At 74.2% G+C, this 14,890-nt stretch carries 15 protein-coding genes; 12 read left to right on the top strand and 3 right to left on the bottom strand.

All coding sequences use genetic code 11. From position 1 onward, the window contains the following. Both VIU94_RS12680 and VIU94_RS12685 read left to right on the top strand, forming a co-directional pair. Window positions 1–1,336 (top strand): hypothetical protein (locus tag VIU94_RS12680; RefSeq protein ID WP_331910778.1); only part of this gene is annotated, 1,336 nt, incomplete at its 5' end. Further along, a complete protein-coding gene (locus VIU94_RS12685; protein ID WP_331910780.1) occupies window positions 1,321–2,139 on the top strand; it encodes a tetratricopeptide repeat protein in 819 nt (272 codons plus the stop codon). The genes VIU94_RS12680 and VIU94_RS12685, both read left to right, overlap by 16 nt. Window positions 2,140–2,212: 73 nt before the next feature. Here the strand turns inward: VIU94_RS12685 and VIU94_RS12690 are convergent, their stop codons facing one another. Then, on the bottom strand, window positions 2,213–3,499 hold the full coding sequence (locus tag VIU94_RS12690) for a DUF1015 family protein (RefSeq protein ID WP_331910782.1): 1,287 nt from the start codon (window positions 3,497–3,499) through the stop codon (window positions 2,213–2,215). Between the two features lie 80 nt (window positions 3,500–3,579). On the opposite strand from VIU94_RS12690, the gene VIU94_RS12695 reads away from it, so the two are divergent. The 4 genes from VIU94_RS12695 to VIU94_RS12710 all read left to right on the top strand — a co-directional run bounded on the left by VIU94_RS12695 (window position 3,580) and on the right by VIU94_RS12710 (window position 7,788). Further along, window positions 3,580–4,614 carry an HAD-IIA family hydrolase gene (locus VIU94_RS12695; RefSeq protein WP_331910784.1) on the top strand — a complete coding sequence of 345 codons (1,035 nt, stop codon included), beginning with the start codon at window positions 3,580–3,582 and terminating at the stop codon, window positions 4,612–4,614. Between the two features lie 146 nt (window positions 4,615–4,760). Next, window positions 4,761–5,816: a FecCD family ABC transporter permease gene (locus VIU94_RS12700; RefSeq protein ID WP_414720938.1), complete on the top strand. Its 1,056-nt coding sequence runs from the start codon at window positions 4,761–4,763 to the stop codon at window positions 5,814–5,816. Further along, a complete protein-coding gene (locus tag VIU94_RS12705) occupies window positions 5,813–6,892 on the top strand; it encodes a FecCD family ABC transporter permease (RefSeq protein ID WP_331910786.1) in 1,080 nt (359 codons plus the stop codon). Before VIU94_RS12700 ends, VIU94_RS12705 begins: the two co-directional genes overlap by 4 nt. 35 nt (window positions 6,893–6,927) lie before the next feature. Beyond that, on the top strand, window positions 6,928–7,788 hold the full coding sequence (locus tag VIU94_RS12710; protein ID WP_331910802.1) for an ABC transporter ATP-binding protein: 861 nt from the start codon (window positions 6,928–6,930) through the stop codon (window positions 7,786–7,788). On the opposite strand, the gene VIU94_RS12715 is transcribed toward VIU94_RS12710, so the two are convergent. After that, a complete protein-coding gene (locus VIU94_RS12715; RefSeq protein ID WP_331910788.1) occupies window positions 7,777–8,124 on the bottom strand; it encodes an SCP2 sterol-binding domain-containing protein in 348 nt (115 codons plus the stop codon). The genes VIU94_RS12710 and VIU94_RS12715 overlap by 12 nt on opposite strands. 142 nt (window positions 8,125–8,266) lie before the next feature. Between VIU94_RS12715 and VIU94_RS12720 the strand changes: the two genes are divergently transcribed. The 6 genes from VIU94_RS12720 to VIU94_RS12745 all read left to right on the top strand — a co-directional run bounded on the left by VIU94_RS12720 (window position 8,267) and on the right by VIU94_RS12745 (window position 14,374). Next, window positions 8,267–8,548 carry a hypothetical protein gene (locus tag VIU94_RS12720; RefSeq protein ID WP_331910804.1) on the top strand — a complete coding sequence of 94 codons (282 nt, stop codon included), beginning with the start codon at window positions 8,267–8,269 and terminating at the stop codon, window positions 8,546–8,548. 7 nt (window positions 8,549–8,555) lie between these two features. Continuing rightward, window positions 8,556–9,371, top strand: a complete 816-nt coding sequence (locus tag VIU94_RS12725; protein WP_331910790.1) for a TlyA family RNA methyltransferase — start codon at window positions 8,556–8,558, stop codon at window positions 9,369–9,371. Continuing rightward, on the top strand, window positions 9,368–10,279 hold the full coding sequence (locus VIU94_RS12730; protein WP_331910792.1) for an NAD kinase: 912 nt from the start codon (window positions 9,368–9,370) through the stop codon (window positions 10,277–10,279). Before VIU94_RS12725 ends, VIU94_RS12730 begins: the two co-directional genes overlap by 4 nt. A 346-nt stretch (window positions 10,280–10,625) precedes the next feature. Then, the gene (recN, locus tag VIU94_RS12735) at window positions 10,626–12,344 is read left to right on the top strand and encodes a DNA repair protein RecN (RefSeq protein ID WP_331910806.1); all 1,719 of its coding nucleotides are present in this window, start codon (window positions 10,626–10,628) and stop codon (window positions 12,342–12,344) included. 113 nt (window positions 12,345–12,457) lie between these two features. Beyond that, a complete protein-coding gene (locus tag VIU94_RS12740) occupies window positions 12,458–13,192 on the top strand; it encodes a hypothetical protein (RefSeq protein WP_331910794.1) in 735 nt (244 codons plus the stop codon). A 90-nt stretch (window positions 13,193–13,282) separates the two neighbouring features. Further along, a complete protein-coding gene (locus VIU94_RS12745) occupies window positions 13,283–14,374 on the top strand; it encodes a glycosyltransferase family 4 protein (protein ID WP_331910796.1) in 1,092 nt (363 codons plus the stop codon). Between the two features lie 79 nt (window positions 14,375–14,453). On the opposite strand, the gene VIU94_RS12750 is transcribed toward VIU94_RS12745, so the two are convergent. After that, the coding region (locus VIU94_RS12750) for a PucR family transcriptional regulator (RefSeq protein WP_331910798.1) at window positions 14,454–14,890 on the bottom strand (437 nt) is incomplete at its 5' end.

The following is a 14,890-nucleotide window of genomic DNA, read 5'->3' on the forward strand; positions in this document are numbered from 1 at the left end:
GACAGGAGTCACTCGATGTCCACCAACTCTCCCGACGACCGTCCGGAACGCGAGCCGCGTCGTAGGGACGGTGGCGAGCGGGGCGGCTTCCGCGGCCCGCGTCGTGATGACAACCGCGGTGGTGGATTCCGCCGGGACGACAACCGCCGTGATGACAACCGTGGCGGCGACAACCGTGGCAGCGACAACCGCGGTGGCGACAACCGCGGTGGTGGCGGCCACCGCGGGCGGGACGACCGTCCGCCGTTCCGCCGCGATGACCGTCGCGATGACCGGCCGTCGTTCCGGCGTGATGACGACCGTGATCGCGGTGGGTTCCGTCGCGACGACCGGCGTGATGACACCCGTGGTGGCGACAACCGTGGCGGTGGCTTCCGCCGTGACGACAACCGCGGTGGCGACAATCGTGGTGGCGGCTTCCGTCGTGACGACAACCGCGGTGGCGACAACCGTGGTGGCGGCTTCCGTCGTGACGACAACCGTGGCGGCGACCGTCCGTCCTTCCGTCGTGACGACAACCGCGGTGGCGACAACCGTGGCGGTGGATTCCGTCGCGATGACAACCGCGGTGGCGACAACCGTGGCGGTGGCTTCCGGCGTGACGACAGCCGTGGCGGCGACCGTCCGTCCTTCCGTCGCGACGAGCGTCGTGATGATCGGCCCTCGTTCCGGCGTGATGACGACCGTGATCGTGGCGGGTTCCGTCGCGACGACCGGCGTGATGACACCCGTGGTGGTGGGTTCCGTCGTGACGACAACCGTGGCGGCGACAGCCGCGGCGGTGGGTTCCGTCGTGACGACAGCCGCGGTGGCGACCGGCCCTCCTTCCAGCGGGACGACCGGCGCGATGACAGCCGTGGCGGTGGCTTCCGCCGTGACGACCGCGGTGGCGACAACCGTGGCGGTGGCTTCCGTCGCGATGACAGCCGTGGCGGCGACCGTCCGTCGTTCCGTCGGGATGAGCGTCGTGACGACCGTCCGTCGTTCCGTCGCGATGAGCGTCGTGACGACCGTCCCACCTTCCGTCGGGACGAGCGTCGTGACGACCGTCCCACCTTCCGTCGGGACGAGCGTCGTGACGACCGTCCGACCGACCGCCGTGACGACCGCCGTGACGACCGGCCCCGTGGGCCCCGTCGGGACGACAGTCGCGGTGGCGGGTTCCGTCGGGACGACCGTCGGGACGACCGCGGTGGGTACCGTGGGCGCGACGACCGCGGTGGGTTCGCGGGTCGGGACGACCGCGACCGCGGTGACCGTGCGCCCATCAAGCGGCTGCCGATCCCGGCGGACGTCACCGGCGATGAGATCGACCAGGACGTGCGGCAGGAGCTGATGAGCCTGCCCAAGACGCTCGCCGAGGACGTCGCGCGCAACCTGGTCATGGTCGCGAACCTCATCGACGAGGACCCGGAGCAGGCGTATGCGTACGCCCGCATCGCGCTCCGGCTTGCGTCCCGCGTCGCCGCCGTGCGCGAGGCCGCCGGCTTCGCCGCGTACGCCAACCAGAAGTACTCGGAGGCGCTGGCCGAGTTCCGGGCGGCCCGGCGGATGACGGGCAGCGTGGAGCTGTGGCCCGTCATGGCCGACTGCGAGCGCGGCATGGGCCGGCCCGAGCGGGCGCTGGCGATGGCCGGTGAGCCCGAGGTACAGAAGCTGGACAAGGCCGGGCAGGTCGAGATGCGGCTCGTCGCCGCCGGCGCCCGCCGGGACATGGGGCAGCTCGATGCCGCCATCGTGACCCTGCAGAGCCCCGAGCTCGCGTCGACCGCGGTGCACCCGTGGACCGCGCGTCTCCGGTACGCCTACGCCGACGCGCTGCTGGCGGCGGAGCGCACCGACGAGGCCCGCGAGTGGTTCGCCAAGGCGCTCGAGTCCGACAAGGCCGGGGCGACCGACGCGTCCGACCGTCTCGCCGAGCTCGACGGCGTCGAGTTCGTCGAGGTCGAGGAGATCGACGAGGCCGAGGGCAACGAGCAGGACGGCGATGCCCTCGCCGACGACGACGAGACCGACGAGGCCCTCGTCGAGACCGACGCGGCCGATGACGCGGACGCCGATGTGGACGTGGACGTGGACGTGGTCGACGAGGTGACCCCCGAGCCGGAGTCCGAGCCGAAGTCCGACGACAAGGGCTGATCTCCGTAGCTTCAGCACGCCAGAGGGCGGCGCCCCACCCGGGGTGCCGCCCTCTTGTGCGTTCGCACGTTCGTCAGTCCAGGGCCAGGCTCCGCAGCACCAGGCCCGTCGCCGGCTTCGGCCCGAAGGACGTCGACTTGCGGGGCATCGTGACGCCCTGGCGGGCGAGGTCGCGGACGACCTCCTCCCGTACCGGATGCATGAGCACCGCCGTGCCGCCACGGCGCTCGGCCTGGGCGACCGCGGCCTCCGTGTCGTGGATGTAGGCGATGTGCTCGGGGGCGTCCGGGATGTGCCAGAGGTGGTCGAGCATCGTGGCGTGCAGGACCGTGGCGTCCAGGGTCCGCCAGGCCTCGGGGAGGTCCGTGCGGATCGTCGTCGCGAGGAGTTCCGGGTCCGGGCGGTCGACGAGGTGGAAGCCGCCGTCGCCGGCCAGCAGAAAGGCGTTGCCCTCGGCGACCGCGGCCGCCAGCGTCTCCATCGCGGCCGGGAGCGGGCCGTCGACCGAGCGGACGCGGAAGCGGCCCTCCAGGGCGGCGAGGGCGTCGGCGACCGGGAGGCGGCTCAGCAGGCGGTGGATGGCGCGGACCCGGAGCGGGTAGCGGGCTGTGTCGATGAGCAGCACCAGCCCGTAGCTCCAAGGGCTGGGCGAGTCGTGCTCCTCCTGCAGCCGGAGGTAGGTGGCCCAGCGGTGGTGGCCGTCGGCGATGAGCGCCTGGTGGCCGGCGAGCTCGGCGTCCACGGCCGCGAGGTCGGCCGGGTCGGTGACCGCCCAGAGGCTGTGGTGGAAGCCGTCCTCGGTGGTGGTGGAGAGCAACGGCTCGCGCTGGATGGCCTGTTCGATGACGCGCGTGGCGCCGTTCCCCTCGCCGACGTAGGTGAGGAGCAGCGGCTCCAGATTGGCGGCGGTGGTGCGCATCAGGGCGGCGCGGTCCTCGACGACGTGCGGCATGACGTCCTCGTGGGGGAGCACGATGCCCCGATCCGGCGGGGACAGCTCCAGTGCGCCGATGAGGCCGCGCTGGAGGAGGTCGCCGCTGCGCTGCTCGTACACGTACAGGGCGGGTTTCGGGTCCGGCGCGAGGACGCCCTCGGCGATCCAGCGGTCGAGGGTGACGGCGGCCTTGCGGTGGCGGGTGCCGGCCGTCATGGCCTGCGGGAGGATCAGCCGGACGATGTTGTGCGGGTCGGCGGACTCGAGATGGTGCAGCCCGTCGGGCCGTACGACGACGTCGTACGGGGGCGAGGTCACGGCGGCCAGGCTGCCGACCCGTTCCGGGACATAGCGCAGGCCCCGGAACGGGACCAGTCGCAGACCGTCGACGCGGGCGTCATCGGCCGCGGGACCTGTTGTGTTCATCTCGACATCGTAAGTGGATCGAGGGCATGAGCGATGATCGGGGCAAAGGGGAGAACCGACTTCGTCAGGAGCGCAGGACCATGGCACAGCAGGGCGGCAGGCAGCGGCCGAGCGGGAGCGCGGAGACGCTGAGCACGGCGTACGACACGGCGCTGCTGGATCTGGACGGGGTGGTGTACGCAGGCGGGGAGGCGATCCCGTACGCCGTGTCGGCGCTGGGAGCGGCGCGCGAGAGCGGGATGCACCTGGCGTACGTGACGAACAACGCGCTGCGGACTCCGGACGCGGTGGCGCGCCATCTGACCGAGCTCGGGGTGCCGGCGGAGGCGGCCGACGTGATCACGTCGGCGCAGGCGGTGGCGCGGCTGATCGCCGCGGAAGTGCCGGTCGGGTCGCCGGTGTTGGTGATCGGCGGCGAGGGGCTGCGGGCGGCGCTGCGGGAGCGGGGCCTGGAGCCCGTGGACTCGGCGGACACCGAGGGCCTGGCGGCGGTGGTGCAGGGGTACGGGGGGCCGGAGCTGCCGTGGGGGCGGTTCGCGGAGGCGTGCTACGCGATCGAGCGCGGGGTGCCGTGGTTCGCGTCGAACACGGACCTGACGATTCCGGGGGCGCGGGGGATCGGGCCCGGGAACGGGGCGGCGGTGGAGGTCGTCCGGATCGCGACCGGCGCGGAGCCGCGGGTGGCGGGCAAGCCCCTGCCGCCGATGCACCGGGAGACGGTGCTGCGGACCGGGGCGAAGCGGCCGCTGGTGGTAGGGGACCGCCTGGACACGGACATCGAGGGCGCGTTCAACGGGGGCGTCGACTCGCTGTTGGTGCTGACCGGGGTGACGGACGCGGCCCGTCTGTTGGCGGCGGCGCCGGAGCACCGGCCGACGTACGTGGACGCGGATCTGCGCGGCCTGCTGCGGGGGCAGCCGGAGGTCGTGGCGACGGCGGACGGCTTCGGTTGCGGGGGCTGGACCGCGTCGGCCCGGGACGGGGCACTGGAGCTGGCCGGCGAGGGGGAGCCGCTGGACGGGCTCCGAGCACTCTGCGGGGCGGCGTGGACGGCGGCGGGGGACGGGTCCTGCGGGCTGGACGCGGGGAAGGCGCTGGGGCGCTTGGGGTGGTGAGGGGCGCGGAGCCGCGGCGCGGGTGCGGGGCGCGGTGCCGCGGCGCGGGTGACGGCCCATCGCACCGGGGAGGGCCCGATCGTCGCGCCGAGCGCTCGGCCGGAAGCTCGTCGATCACCGATGGGAGGGTAGGCTAACCTAACCTCGTGTTGGTCGACAGTCCCTCCCGTGCGAGCGCGGAACCGGCAGCCGTTGTCCAGGACTCGACGCGTCGTCACGTAGGGCGGGCGGTCGGGCTGGGTGTGGCGGTCGGGGTCCTGCTGCTGGTCTGTGTCCTGAGCATCGTGGTCGGCGCCAAGTCGGTGCCGCTCGGCGATGTCTGGCACGGGCTGTTCCAGAACAGCGGCGTCGGGAACGACGTCGTCGTCCACGACGTGCGCGTCCCCCGCACCCTCCTCGGGCTGCTCGTCGGCGTCGCGCTCGGGCTCTCCGGCGCGGTGATGCAGGGGCTCACCCGCAACCCGCTCGCCGAGCCCGGCCTGCTCGGCGTCAACGCCGGCGCCGCCGCGGCCGTCGTGTCCGCGATCGCTTTCCTCGGGGTCGCCGACGTCTCCGACTTCGTCTGGTTCGCGTTCGCCGGCGCGGCGGTCGTCTCCGTCGTCGTGTACGTGCTCGGCGGCAGCCGCAGCGCCACGCCCGTCCGCCTGGCGCTCGCCGGCACCGCCGCGACCGCCGCGCTGTACGGGTACGTCAACGCCGTCCAGCTCCTCAACTCGGCCGCGCTCGACCAGCTCCGCTTCTGGACCGTCGGCTCGCTCGCCTCCGCCGACATGGCGACGGTCCGGCGGGTCGCGCCGTTCATCCTCGTCGGCGTGCTGCTCGCGCTGCTGATCGCGCGGCCGCTGAACGCCATGGAGATGGGCGACGACACCGCCCGCGCGCTCGGCGCCAACCTCAACCGGACCCGCCTCGTCGCCATGCTCGCCGTCACCCTCATGTGCGGCGCCGCGACGGCCGCCTGCGGGCCGATCGTGTTCATCGGGCTGATGGTGCCGTACATGGTCCGGGCGATCACCGGCCCCGACATGCGGTGGATCCTGCCGTACGCCGCCGTTCTCTCGCCGGTCCTGCTGCTGGCTTCGGACGTCCTGGGCCGGGTGGTCGCGCGCCCGTCCGAGCTCCAGGTCGGCATCGTCACCGCGCTGGTCGGCGGGCCCGTCTTCATCCACCTCGTACGCCGCAAGAGGATGGCCAAGCTGTGACCACCACGTCGACCACGAAGTCGGCCGCCGAGCCGACCACGAAGGCGGTGAGGAGCGTGCGGACCGCCGGAGGCTTCTCCGTACGGTACGAGCCCCGGGCCGTCGTCTGCGTCCTCGGGCTGCTCGTCCTCGCGCTCGCGGCCGCGGTCGTCCTCATCGGCAGCGGCGACTTCCCGATCGCACCCGGCGACGTCGTCGCCACCCTGCTCGGCGACGGCACTCCGGTGCAGGAGTTCGCCGTCATGGACCTGCGGCTGCCGCGCGTCCTCGTCGCCGTCTGCGTCGGCGCGGCGCTCGGCATCGGCGGCGCGGTCTTCCAGTCGATCTCCCGCAACCCGCTCGGCAGCCCCGACGTCATCGGCTTCGGCCAGGGCGCGACCGTCGGCGCGCTCACCGTCATCGTGCTCTTCCAGGGCGACGCGACCGCCGCCTCGGCCGGCGCGGTGGTCGGCGGCCTGGTCACCGGCGCGGCGATCTACCTGCTCGCCTGGAAGCGCGGCGTGCACGGCTACCGGCTGGTCCTCGTCGGCATCGGCTCGGCGGCCATGCTCACCGCCGTCATCCACTACCTGATCACCAAGGCCGATCTCGTCGACGCGACCCGCGCCACGGTGTGGATGACGGGTTCGCTCGACGGCCGCGACTGGACCCAGTTCCGGCCGCTGTTCGCGGTCTGCTGTGTGCTGCTGCCGGTCGTCCTCGGCCACGGCCGCGCGCTGCGCATGCTGGAGATGGGCGACGACGCCGCGTATGCGCTCGGCGTCCACGTCGAGCGGACCCGCATCGTGCTGATGACCTCCGCCGTGCTGCTGGTCTCCGCGGCCACCGCCGCGGCCGGCCCCATCGTCTTCGTCTCGCTGAGCGCGCCCCAGCTGGCCCGCCGCCTCACGCGCTCGCCGGGACCCAACCTCGCGGCCTCCGCCCTCATGGGCGTGGCGCTGCTGCTGGTCGCCGACTGGGCGGCCACCCAGGCGTTCGGCGACCGCCAACTGCCCGTCGGCGTCGTCACCGGCGTCCTCGGCGGCTGCTATCTGCTGTGGCTGCTCGTCACCGAGCGCAAGGCCGGACGGATATGACCAGGACCAACGACACGAACCTCGGGAGCACGGGCATGGACGGTCAGCGGCAGCAGCGGCAGCCGGGGCGGCAGCGACAGCGTCTGGGAGCCGACGCGGTCACCCTCGCCTACGAGCAGCGGGTCATCGCCCGCGATCTGTCCGTCGAGATCCCCGACAACTCCTTCACGGTCATCGTCGGCCCCAACGCCTGCGGCAAGTCGACGCTGCTGCGCGCGCTGTCCCGGATGCTCAAGCCGACCGAGGGCCGGGTCCTGCTCGACGGCCAGTCCATCCACTCGCTGCCGGCGAAGAAGGTCGCGAAGACGCTCGGTCTGCTGCCGCAGTCCTCGATCGCGCCGGACGGGATCACCGTCGCCGACCTCGTCGCCCGCGGCCGCTACCCGCACCAGGGGCTGCTGCGGCAGTGGTCGCCCGAGGACGAGCGGGTCGTCCAGGAGTCGATGGTCGCGACCGGCGTCGCCGAGCTGGCGGACCGGTTCGTCGACGAGCTGTCCGGCGGTCAGCGGCAGCGCGTGTGGATCGCGATGGCGCTCGCCCAGCAGACCCCGCTGCTGCTGCTCGACGAGCCGACGACGTACCTCGACATCCAGCACCAGATCGACGTCCTGGACCTGTGCGCCGAGCTGCACGAGGACCAGGGCCGGACGCTGGTCGCCGTCCTGCACGACCTGAACCACGCGGCGCGGTACGCGACCCACCTCATCGCCGTCCGCGGCGGCGAGGTCGTCGCCGAGGGCCCGCCGGCCGAGGTGGTCACCGCGGAGCTGGTCGAGCGGGTCTTCGGGCTGCGCTGCCAGGTCATCGACGACCCGGAGACGGGGACGCCGCTGGTGGTGCCGGCGGGGCGCAGGGCGCGTACGTCCAGGGCGGGGGAGCCCGCGCTACAGAAGTGACCGCAGGCGCAGCAGATCGCGGAAGCCGGCCTCCAGCCTGACCCGGCCGGAGGCCCAGGCCTTCGCGAAGTTCAGCCGGCCGTCCACCATCGCCACCAGGTCGTCGCCGCTCATCGCCAGCCGGATCTGTGCCTTCGCGGGCGGCGGCCCGGAGACCGTGACCACGTCCTCGATCCGGCCGTCCGCGAGGCGGCCGGTGAAGGTGGTGGCGAGGTCCGTGAGGTGGCAGCTCAGGGTGCGGTCGAGTGCGGCGGCGCCGCGTACGTCGCCGTTCGCCCGGGCGAGATTGTCCGAGAGTCTGTCGAGTGCGCTGCGGCACTCCTCGATCGTGGCCATCGCCGTCGACCGTACCTCAGGGCTTCTCGGGTAGCGTCGGGGCATGAGCGAGGCTGAACGCATGGGTGATCACATGCGTACCGATGTCCGTGACGAGGCACCTGGCGCGGATGACGTGGTCGGCATGGACGATGTGGTCGGCATGGGCGATGTGGTGGGCGTGGACGGCGAGGGCAGCCCGGCGCACGCCCCCGAGCCCCGCCACGAGCCCGCCGAGCCCGCGCCGCTCGGCGTCGTGCGCACGCCCACGGGTCACGCCGCCGTCGACGCGCTCCTGGAGCGGCTGGCCGACGCGGACCACCTCCCGGCGGACGGACACCTGGAGGTGTACGAGGATGTACACCGGGGGCTGCGGGACGAGCTGACCTCGCTCGACGCCGCCGCACGCCCGGGACCGACACCTACGCACGACCACAGGAGCTGAACCGAACGTGGCAGGAGTGGCACGCCGTCGACTCGACTCGGAGCTGGTACGCCGGAAGCTCGCCCGCTCGCGCGAGCACGCCGCCCAGCTGATCGCGGCAGGGCGGGTGACCGTCGGCAAGACGGTCGCCACCAAGTCCGCCACGCAGGTCGAGACCGCCGCGGCCATCGTCGTCGTGCAGGACGACAGCGACCCCGACTACGTCTCGCGCGGCGGGCACAAGCTGGCGGGCGCGTTCGAGGCGTTCGTGCCGCAGGGGCTGCGGGTCGAGGGCCGGCGGGCGCTGGACGCGGGCGCGTCGACCGGCGGCTTCACGGACGTCCTGCTGCGGGCGGGCGCGGCGCACGTCGTGGCCGTCGACGTGGGGTACGGGCAGCTCGCCTGGTCGCTGCAGAGCGACGAGCGGGTCACCGTGAAGGACCGCACGAACGTACGCGAGTTGACGCTCAAGGAGATCGACGGGACGCCGGTGGACCTGGTCGTCGGCGACCTTTCCTTCATCCCGCTGGGGCTCGTGCTGCCGGCGCTGGTGGCCTGCACGGCGCCTGACGCGGACCTGGTCCTGATGGTGAAGCCGCAGTTCGAGGTGGGCAAGGAGCGGCTCGGCAGCGGCGGTGTGGTGCGCAGCGCGGAGCTGCGCGCGGACGCGGTGAAGAACGTCGCCCGGCGGGCGGGGGAGTTGGGGCTCGGGGTGCTCGGGGTGACGGCCAGCCCGCTGCCCGGGCCGTCCGGTAACGTCGAGTACTTTCTGTGGCTGCGGGCAGGGGCGCCCGCGCTGGATCCGGCGGATGTGGACCGCGCCGTGGCGGAGGGACCTCGTTGACATCGACGACAGCAGCACCGCGTACCGTCTTCCTGCTCGCGCACACCGGCCGCCCGGCGGCCGTGCGCAGCGCCGAACTGGTGGTCCAGGGGCTGCTGCGCAGCGGCCTGCGGGTACGCGTCCTGGAGGCGGAGGCCGCGGATCTGCCGCTGCCGGCGTCGGTGGAGACGGTGCCGGAGGCGTGCTCGGACGCGCTGGACGGGTGTGAGCTGCTGGTCGTCCTCGGCGGCGACGGGACGCTGCTGCGCGGGGCGGAGTTCGCGCGGGTGTCCGGGGTGCCGATGCTCGGGGTGAACCTGGGGCGGGTGGGCTTCCTCGCGGAGGCGGAGCGGGACGACCTGGACAAGGTCGTGGACCGGGTGGTGACGCGGGCGTACGAGGTCGAGGAGCGGATGACTCTCGACGTCGTCGTGCACAACAACGGCGATGTGCTGCACACGGATTGGGCGCTGAACGAGGCGGCCGTGCAGAAGGTCTCGCCGGAGCGGATGCTGGAGGTCGTGCTCGCGATCGACGGGCGTCCGGTGACCGGGTTCGGCTGCGACGGGGTGATCTGCGCGACGCCGACGGGCTCGACGGCGTACGCCTTCTCGGCGGGCGGGCCGGTGATGTGGCCGGAGGTGGAGGCGCTGCTGATGGTGCCTATCGGTGCGCACGCGCTCTTCGCGAAGCCGCTGGTGACGACGCCGGACTCGGTGCTGGCGGTCGAGGTGGAGCCGCACACGCCCAACGGGGTGCTGTGGTGCGACGGCCGGCGCACGGTGGAGCTCCCGGCGGGCGCGCGCGTGGAGGTCCGCAAGGGCAAGGTCCCCGTCCTCCTGGCCCGCCTCCACCACGCGTCCTTCACGGACCGCCTGGTAGCGAAGTTCGCCCTGCCGGTGTCGGGGTGGCGGGGGGCGCCGCACTAGGGGGTACGGGGGGCGGGTGCTCTGCAGAGACCAGGGGGCTCCGCCCTCGAGACCCCCGGCGGGCGGCGGCGGCTTCGCGCCGCGGGCGGGTCGCCGGGGCATGGCCCGAGCCCCGGCGGCTTTGCGGCCTTCAGTTGCCGGGGCGCCTCCCGGCGTGGGCTTTGTGGCGTAGACGAGGGCGCGCGGAGCTGGGGTGGGGGAGCCTGCCCTGGCGCGCACCCGCGCCGCTGCGGCCACCCCCGCGGGTGATTGCGGGGGGTTCCTACCTGCGGGTTCGGGGTGTTGCGGCAGGGGCCGTCGCGGGGTGGGGGGTGGACCTCGTAAGGTCTTCCACGTGTTGGAGGAGATGCGGATACGGTCGCTCGGGGTCATCGACGACGCGGTTGTCGAGCTGTCGCCCGGGTTCACCGCGGTGACGGGCGAGACCGGCGCCGGTAAGACCATGGTCGTGACCAGCCTGGGCCTGCTGCTCGGCGGGCGCGCCGACCCTGCCCTCGTACGGATCGGGGCGGGGTCCGCCGTCGTCGAGGGGCGGATCACCGTGCCCGCCGGCGCGCCCGCCGCCCTACGGGCCCAGGAGGCCGGCGCCGAGCTGGACGACGGCGTGCTGCTCGTCAGCCGCACCGTCTCCGCCGAGGGCCGCTCCCGTGCGCACCTCGGCGGGCGTTCCGTGCCCAACGGCCTGCTCGCCGAGCTCGCCGACGAGCTCGTCGCCGTCCACGGCCAGACCGACCAGCAGGGCCTGCTCAAGCCCGCCCGGCAGCGCAGCGCCCTGGACCGGTACGCCGGCGACGCCGTCGCCGCCCCGCTCGCGACGTACGGCGAGGCGTACCGGCGGCTGCGCGCCGCCTCCGTCGAGCTGGACGAGCTGACCACCCGCGCCCGCGAGCGCGCCCAGGAGGCCGATCTGCTGCGCTTCGGCCTCGCCGAGATCGAGGCCGTCGAGCCCCGCGCCGGCGAGGACGTCGAGCTCGCCGCCGAGGCCGAGCGGCTCGGCCACGCCGAGGCCCTCGCCTCCGCCGCCGCGTACGCGCACGCCGCGCTCGCCGGCAACCCCGAGGACCCCGAGGCCGTCGACGCGACGACCCTCGTCGCGGGCGCGGGGCGCGCGCTGGAGGCCGTACGGTCCCACGACCCCGCCCTCGCCGCGCTCGCCGACCGCACCGGCGAGATCTCCATCCTCCTCGCCGACGTCGCCGGAGAGCTCGCCGGCTACGCCGACAACCTCGACGCCGACCCGCGCCGCCTCGCCGCCGTCGAAGAGCGCCGCGCCGCCCTCACCCAGCTCACCCGCAAGTACGGCGAGAACGTCACCGCCGTGCTCGCCTGGGCCCAGGACAGCGCGGCCCGGCTCACCGAACTCGACGGCGACGACGACCGGATCGGCGAGCTCACCGCCGAGCGGGACGCGCTGCGCGCCGAGCTCTCCGGCCTCGCCCAGGCGCTCACCGACGCCCGTACCGAGGCGGCGGCCCGGTTCGCCGACGCCGTCACCGCCGAACTGGCCTCGCTCGCCATGCCCCACGCCCGGGTGTCCTTCGACATCCGGCAGGTCGAGGCCGCCGACGGCGTCGAGGTCGGCGGCCGCACCGTCGCGTACGGGCCCTCCGGCGCCGACGAGGTCGAGCTGCTGCTCGCCCCGCACCCCGGCGCGCCGCCGCGGCCGATCGCCAAGGGCGCGTCGGGCGGTGAGCTGTCCCGCGTGATGCTCGCGGTCGAGGTCGTCTTCGCGGGAACCGACCCGGTGCCGACGTATCTCTTCGACGAGGTCGACGCCGGCGTCGGCGGCAAGGCGGCCGTCGAGATCGGCCGCCGCCTCGCCAAGCTCGCCAAGTCCGCGCAGGTCGTGGTCGTCACCCACCTCCCCCAGGTCGCGGCCTTCGCCGACCGGCAGCTGCTGGTCGAGAAGACGAACGACGGCTCGGTGACGCGCTCCGGCGTGACCGTGCTCGAGGGCGAGGACCGGGTGCGGGAGCTGTCGCGGATGTTGGCCGGGCAGGAGGACTCGGAGACTGCGCGGGCGCATGCGGAGGAACTGCTCGCTACGGCGCGGGCGGAGGGGTAGCGGGGAGCGGTTCGCACTCGGGCCGCGATGTCAGGGGCCCGGGTGCGTGTGTTGCCGGGCGGGGCAGGCGTACTGCCGGGTGGTCACCCCATGCCGCCCCTTACCCTGGGCGCATGATCGCGCGACTGGGTAGGGCGGGGGCTTTCGCCGTGGCTGCGGGGGTGACCCGGGGCGTGTACGGCGGGCTGCGGCGACGGGTCGGGGACCGGGACGGTCGCTGGCGGCGGGTGAACTACGCGGGGCGGGACGTCGATCTGTACGCGGGGCCCGCCACCGCTGTCGGAACGGCGCTCGCCGTCGGCAGAGGGCCCGCCGCGTTCGCGGTGCTCGTCGCGGGGGCGTGCGGGGCGTACGACGACGTGAAGGGCGACGACCGGCGCGGCTTCCGGGCGCATCTGAGCGCGCTGCGGCAGGGCGAGGTGACCAGCGGGGCCGTCAAGCTCCTCGGGATCGGCGCGGCCGGGCTCGTCGCGGGGGCGCTGATGAAGGAACGGCCGGTCGACAAGGTCCTCGCGGGCGTGGTGATCGCGGGTACCGCGCACCTCGTCAACCTGGTGGACGTGCAGCCGGGGCGCGCCGCGCTCGGTGTGCTGGCGCTCGGCGCGCCCGGGCTGCTGCGCGGGCCGGAGGCGGCCGCGCCGATGGGCGCCGCGGCGGCGGTCCTCGTGGACGACCTCGGGGAGCGCACGATGCTCGGCGACACCGGGGCCCATGCGCTCGGCGCGGCGGTCGGGGCGGCGATCGTGGCCGGCAACGGCCGACTCGGGCTGGCCGCCCACGCGGCGGGACTGGTCGCTGCGGCGGTGTGCGGAGACCGTGTCACGGCACTCGTACGCTCACCCATGTGAGTGATCCATCGTGGTGAGTTGAGGCGTCGGACGCGGGAACGTGGGCGCATCGGTCCCGGAACGTGCGTGCGGGCTGGCATCCTTGGGCGCGTGACTCAGCTGCGTACGGTCCAAGTGCTGGGTGGCGGCAGCGCGGGCAGCAGCGCTCACGTCAGGTCACTCGCCGCGGGGCTCGTGGCGAGGGGCGTGCGGGTGACCGTGTGCGCCCCGGCCCACCTCGACCGTGAATACGACTTCCTGGGCGCCGGCGCGCACTTCGTGCCGGTGCCGCGCCGCAACGACCCGGCGACGGTCGCGCTGCTGCGCAACGCGTGCATCGGCGCGGACGTGGTGCACGCGCACGGGCTGCACGCGGGGGTGCGGGCGACGCTGGCGTTGGCGTGCGGGGCGTGGACGCCGTCGTCCACGCCCTTCGTGATGACCTGGCACGCGCGCAGCCATGTGGACGGGGCGCGGGGCGGGTTGCTGCGGCTGCTCGAGCGAAGGACGGTGCGGGCGGCGGCGGTTGTGCTGGGGACGTCCTCCGAGCTCGTCGACCGGGCGCGACGGCGCGGGGCGCGGGACGCACGGCTCGCGCCGGTCACCGTGCCGGTGTCGCGGGCGCCGGTGTGTCTGCACGACGGCAAGGCGCGGGCGGAACTGGGCGCGGTGGACCGGCCGTTGCTGATGGCGGTCGGGTCGCTGGTGCCTGGGCGGGGGTACGGGACGCTGCTGGACGCGGCGCGGGTGTGGCGCGCGCGAGACCCGCAACCGCTGCTGGTGATCGCGGGGGAGGGGCGCGAACGGGCGGCGCTGCAGCGGCGGATCGAGGACGAGGGGCTGCCGGTGCGGTTGGTGGGCCGGCGGGAGGACGTGGCGGAGCTGCTGGCGGCGGCGGACGTCGCGGTGCTCCCCTCGCGGTGGGAGGCCCGCTCCCCGCTGGCGCAGGAGGCGCTGCGGCTGGGGGTGCCGCTGGTGGCGACGGCGGTGGGCGGGGTGCCGGAACTGGTCGGGGACGCGGCCGAGTTGGTCCCGTACGGGGACGCGGAGGCTCTGGCGGCCGCGGTCTCCGCCCTCCTCTCGGACCCCGACCGCCGCTCGGACCTCGCGGCGGCGGGGCGGGTGCAGGCGGGCACATGGCCGACGGAGGACGAGACGATCGCCCACGTCCTGAGCGTCTACGACGAACTGACGACCCGCTGACGGCGCGGGGCGGGACCTTCGCCCCCGTTGTGGGCAATCGTCCCGCCCCAGCGGGACGATTGCCCACACGGGGGGAGGGTTACCCCGTATGCCGCCGAGCCCTGAGTGCCAAGCTGAGCGCCAGGACCGTCTGGGGGTCGTCCAAGTCCGTGCCGAGGAGTTCGGCTATGCGGGCCAGGCGGTTGTAGAGGGTCTGGCGGTTGAGGTGGAGCTCTCGGGCCGTCTCCGCCTTGCGGCCCGCGTGGGCCAGGTAGGTCTCCAGGGTGGGGAGGAGCGGGGGGCGGGCCGTGGCGTCGTGGTCGCGGAGGGGGCCGATCGCGCGGTCCACGAAGGCCGCCAGGTCCTCGTGCTCGCGCAGGCGCCACAGCAGCAGGTCGATGTCGAGGCGGCGCGCGTCGTACCAGGGGCGGTCCGACAGACCCTGCGCCGCCGTCGCCGTCTCCGCCGCGTGCCGCAGCCCCGCCGACGCCGCCGCCCAGCCCCCCGGCACGCCCACCACCACGACCGGCGGGTGCG

Source organism: Streptomyces sp., from assembly GCF_036566765.1.
Taxonomy (GTDB): Bacteria; Actinomycetota; Actinomycetes; order Streptomycetales; family Streptomycetaceae; genus Streptomyces.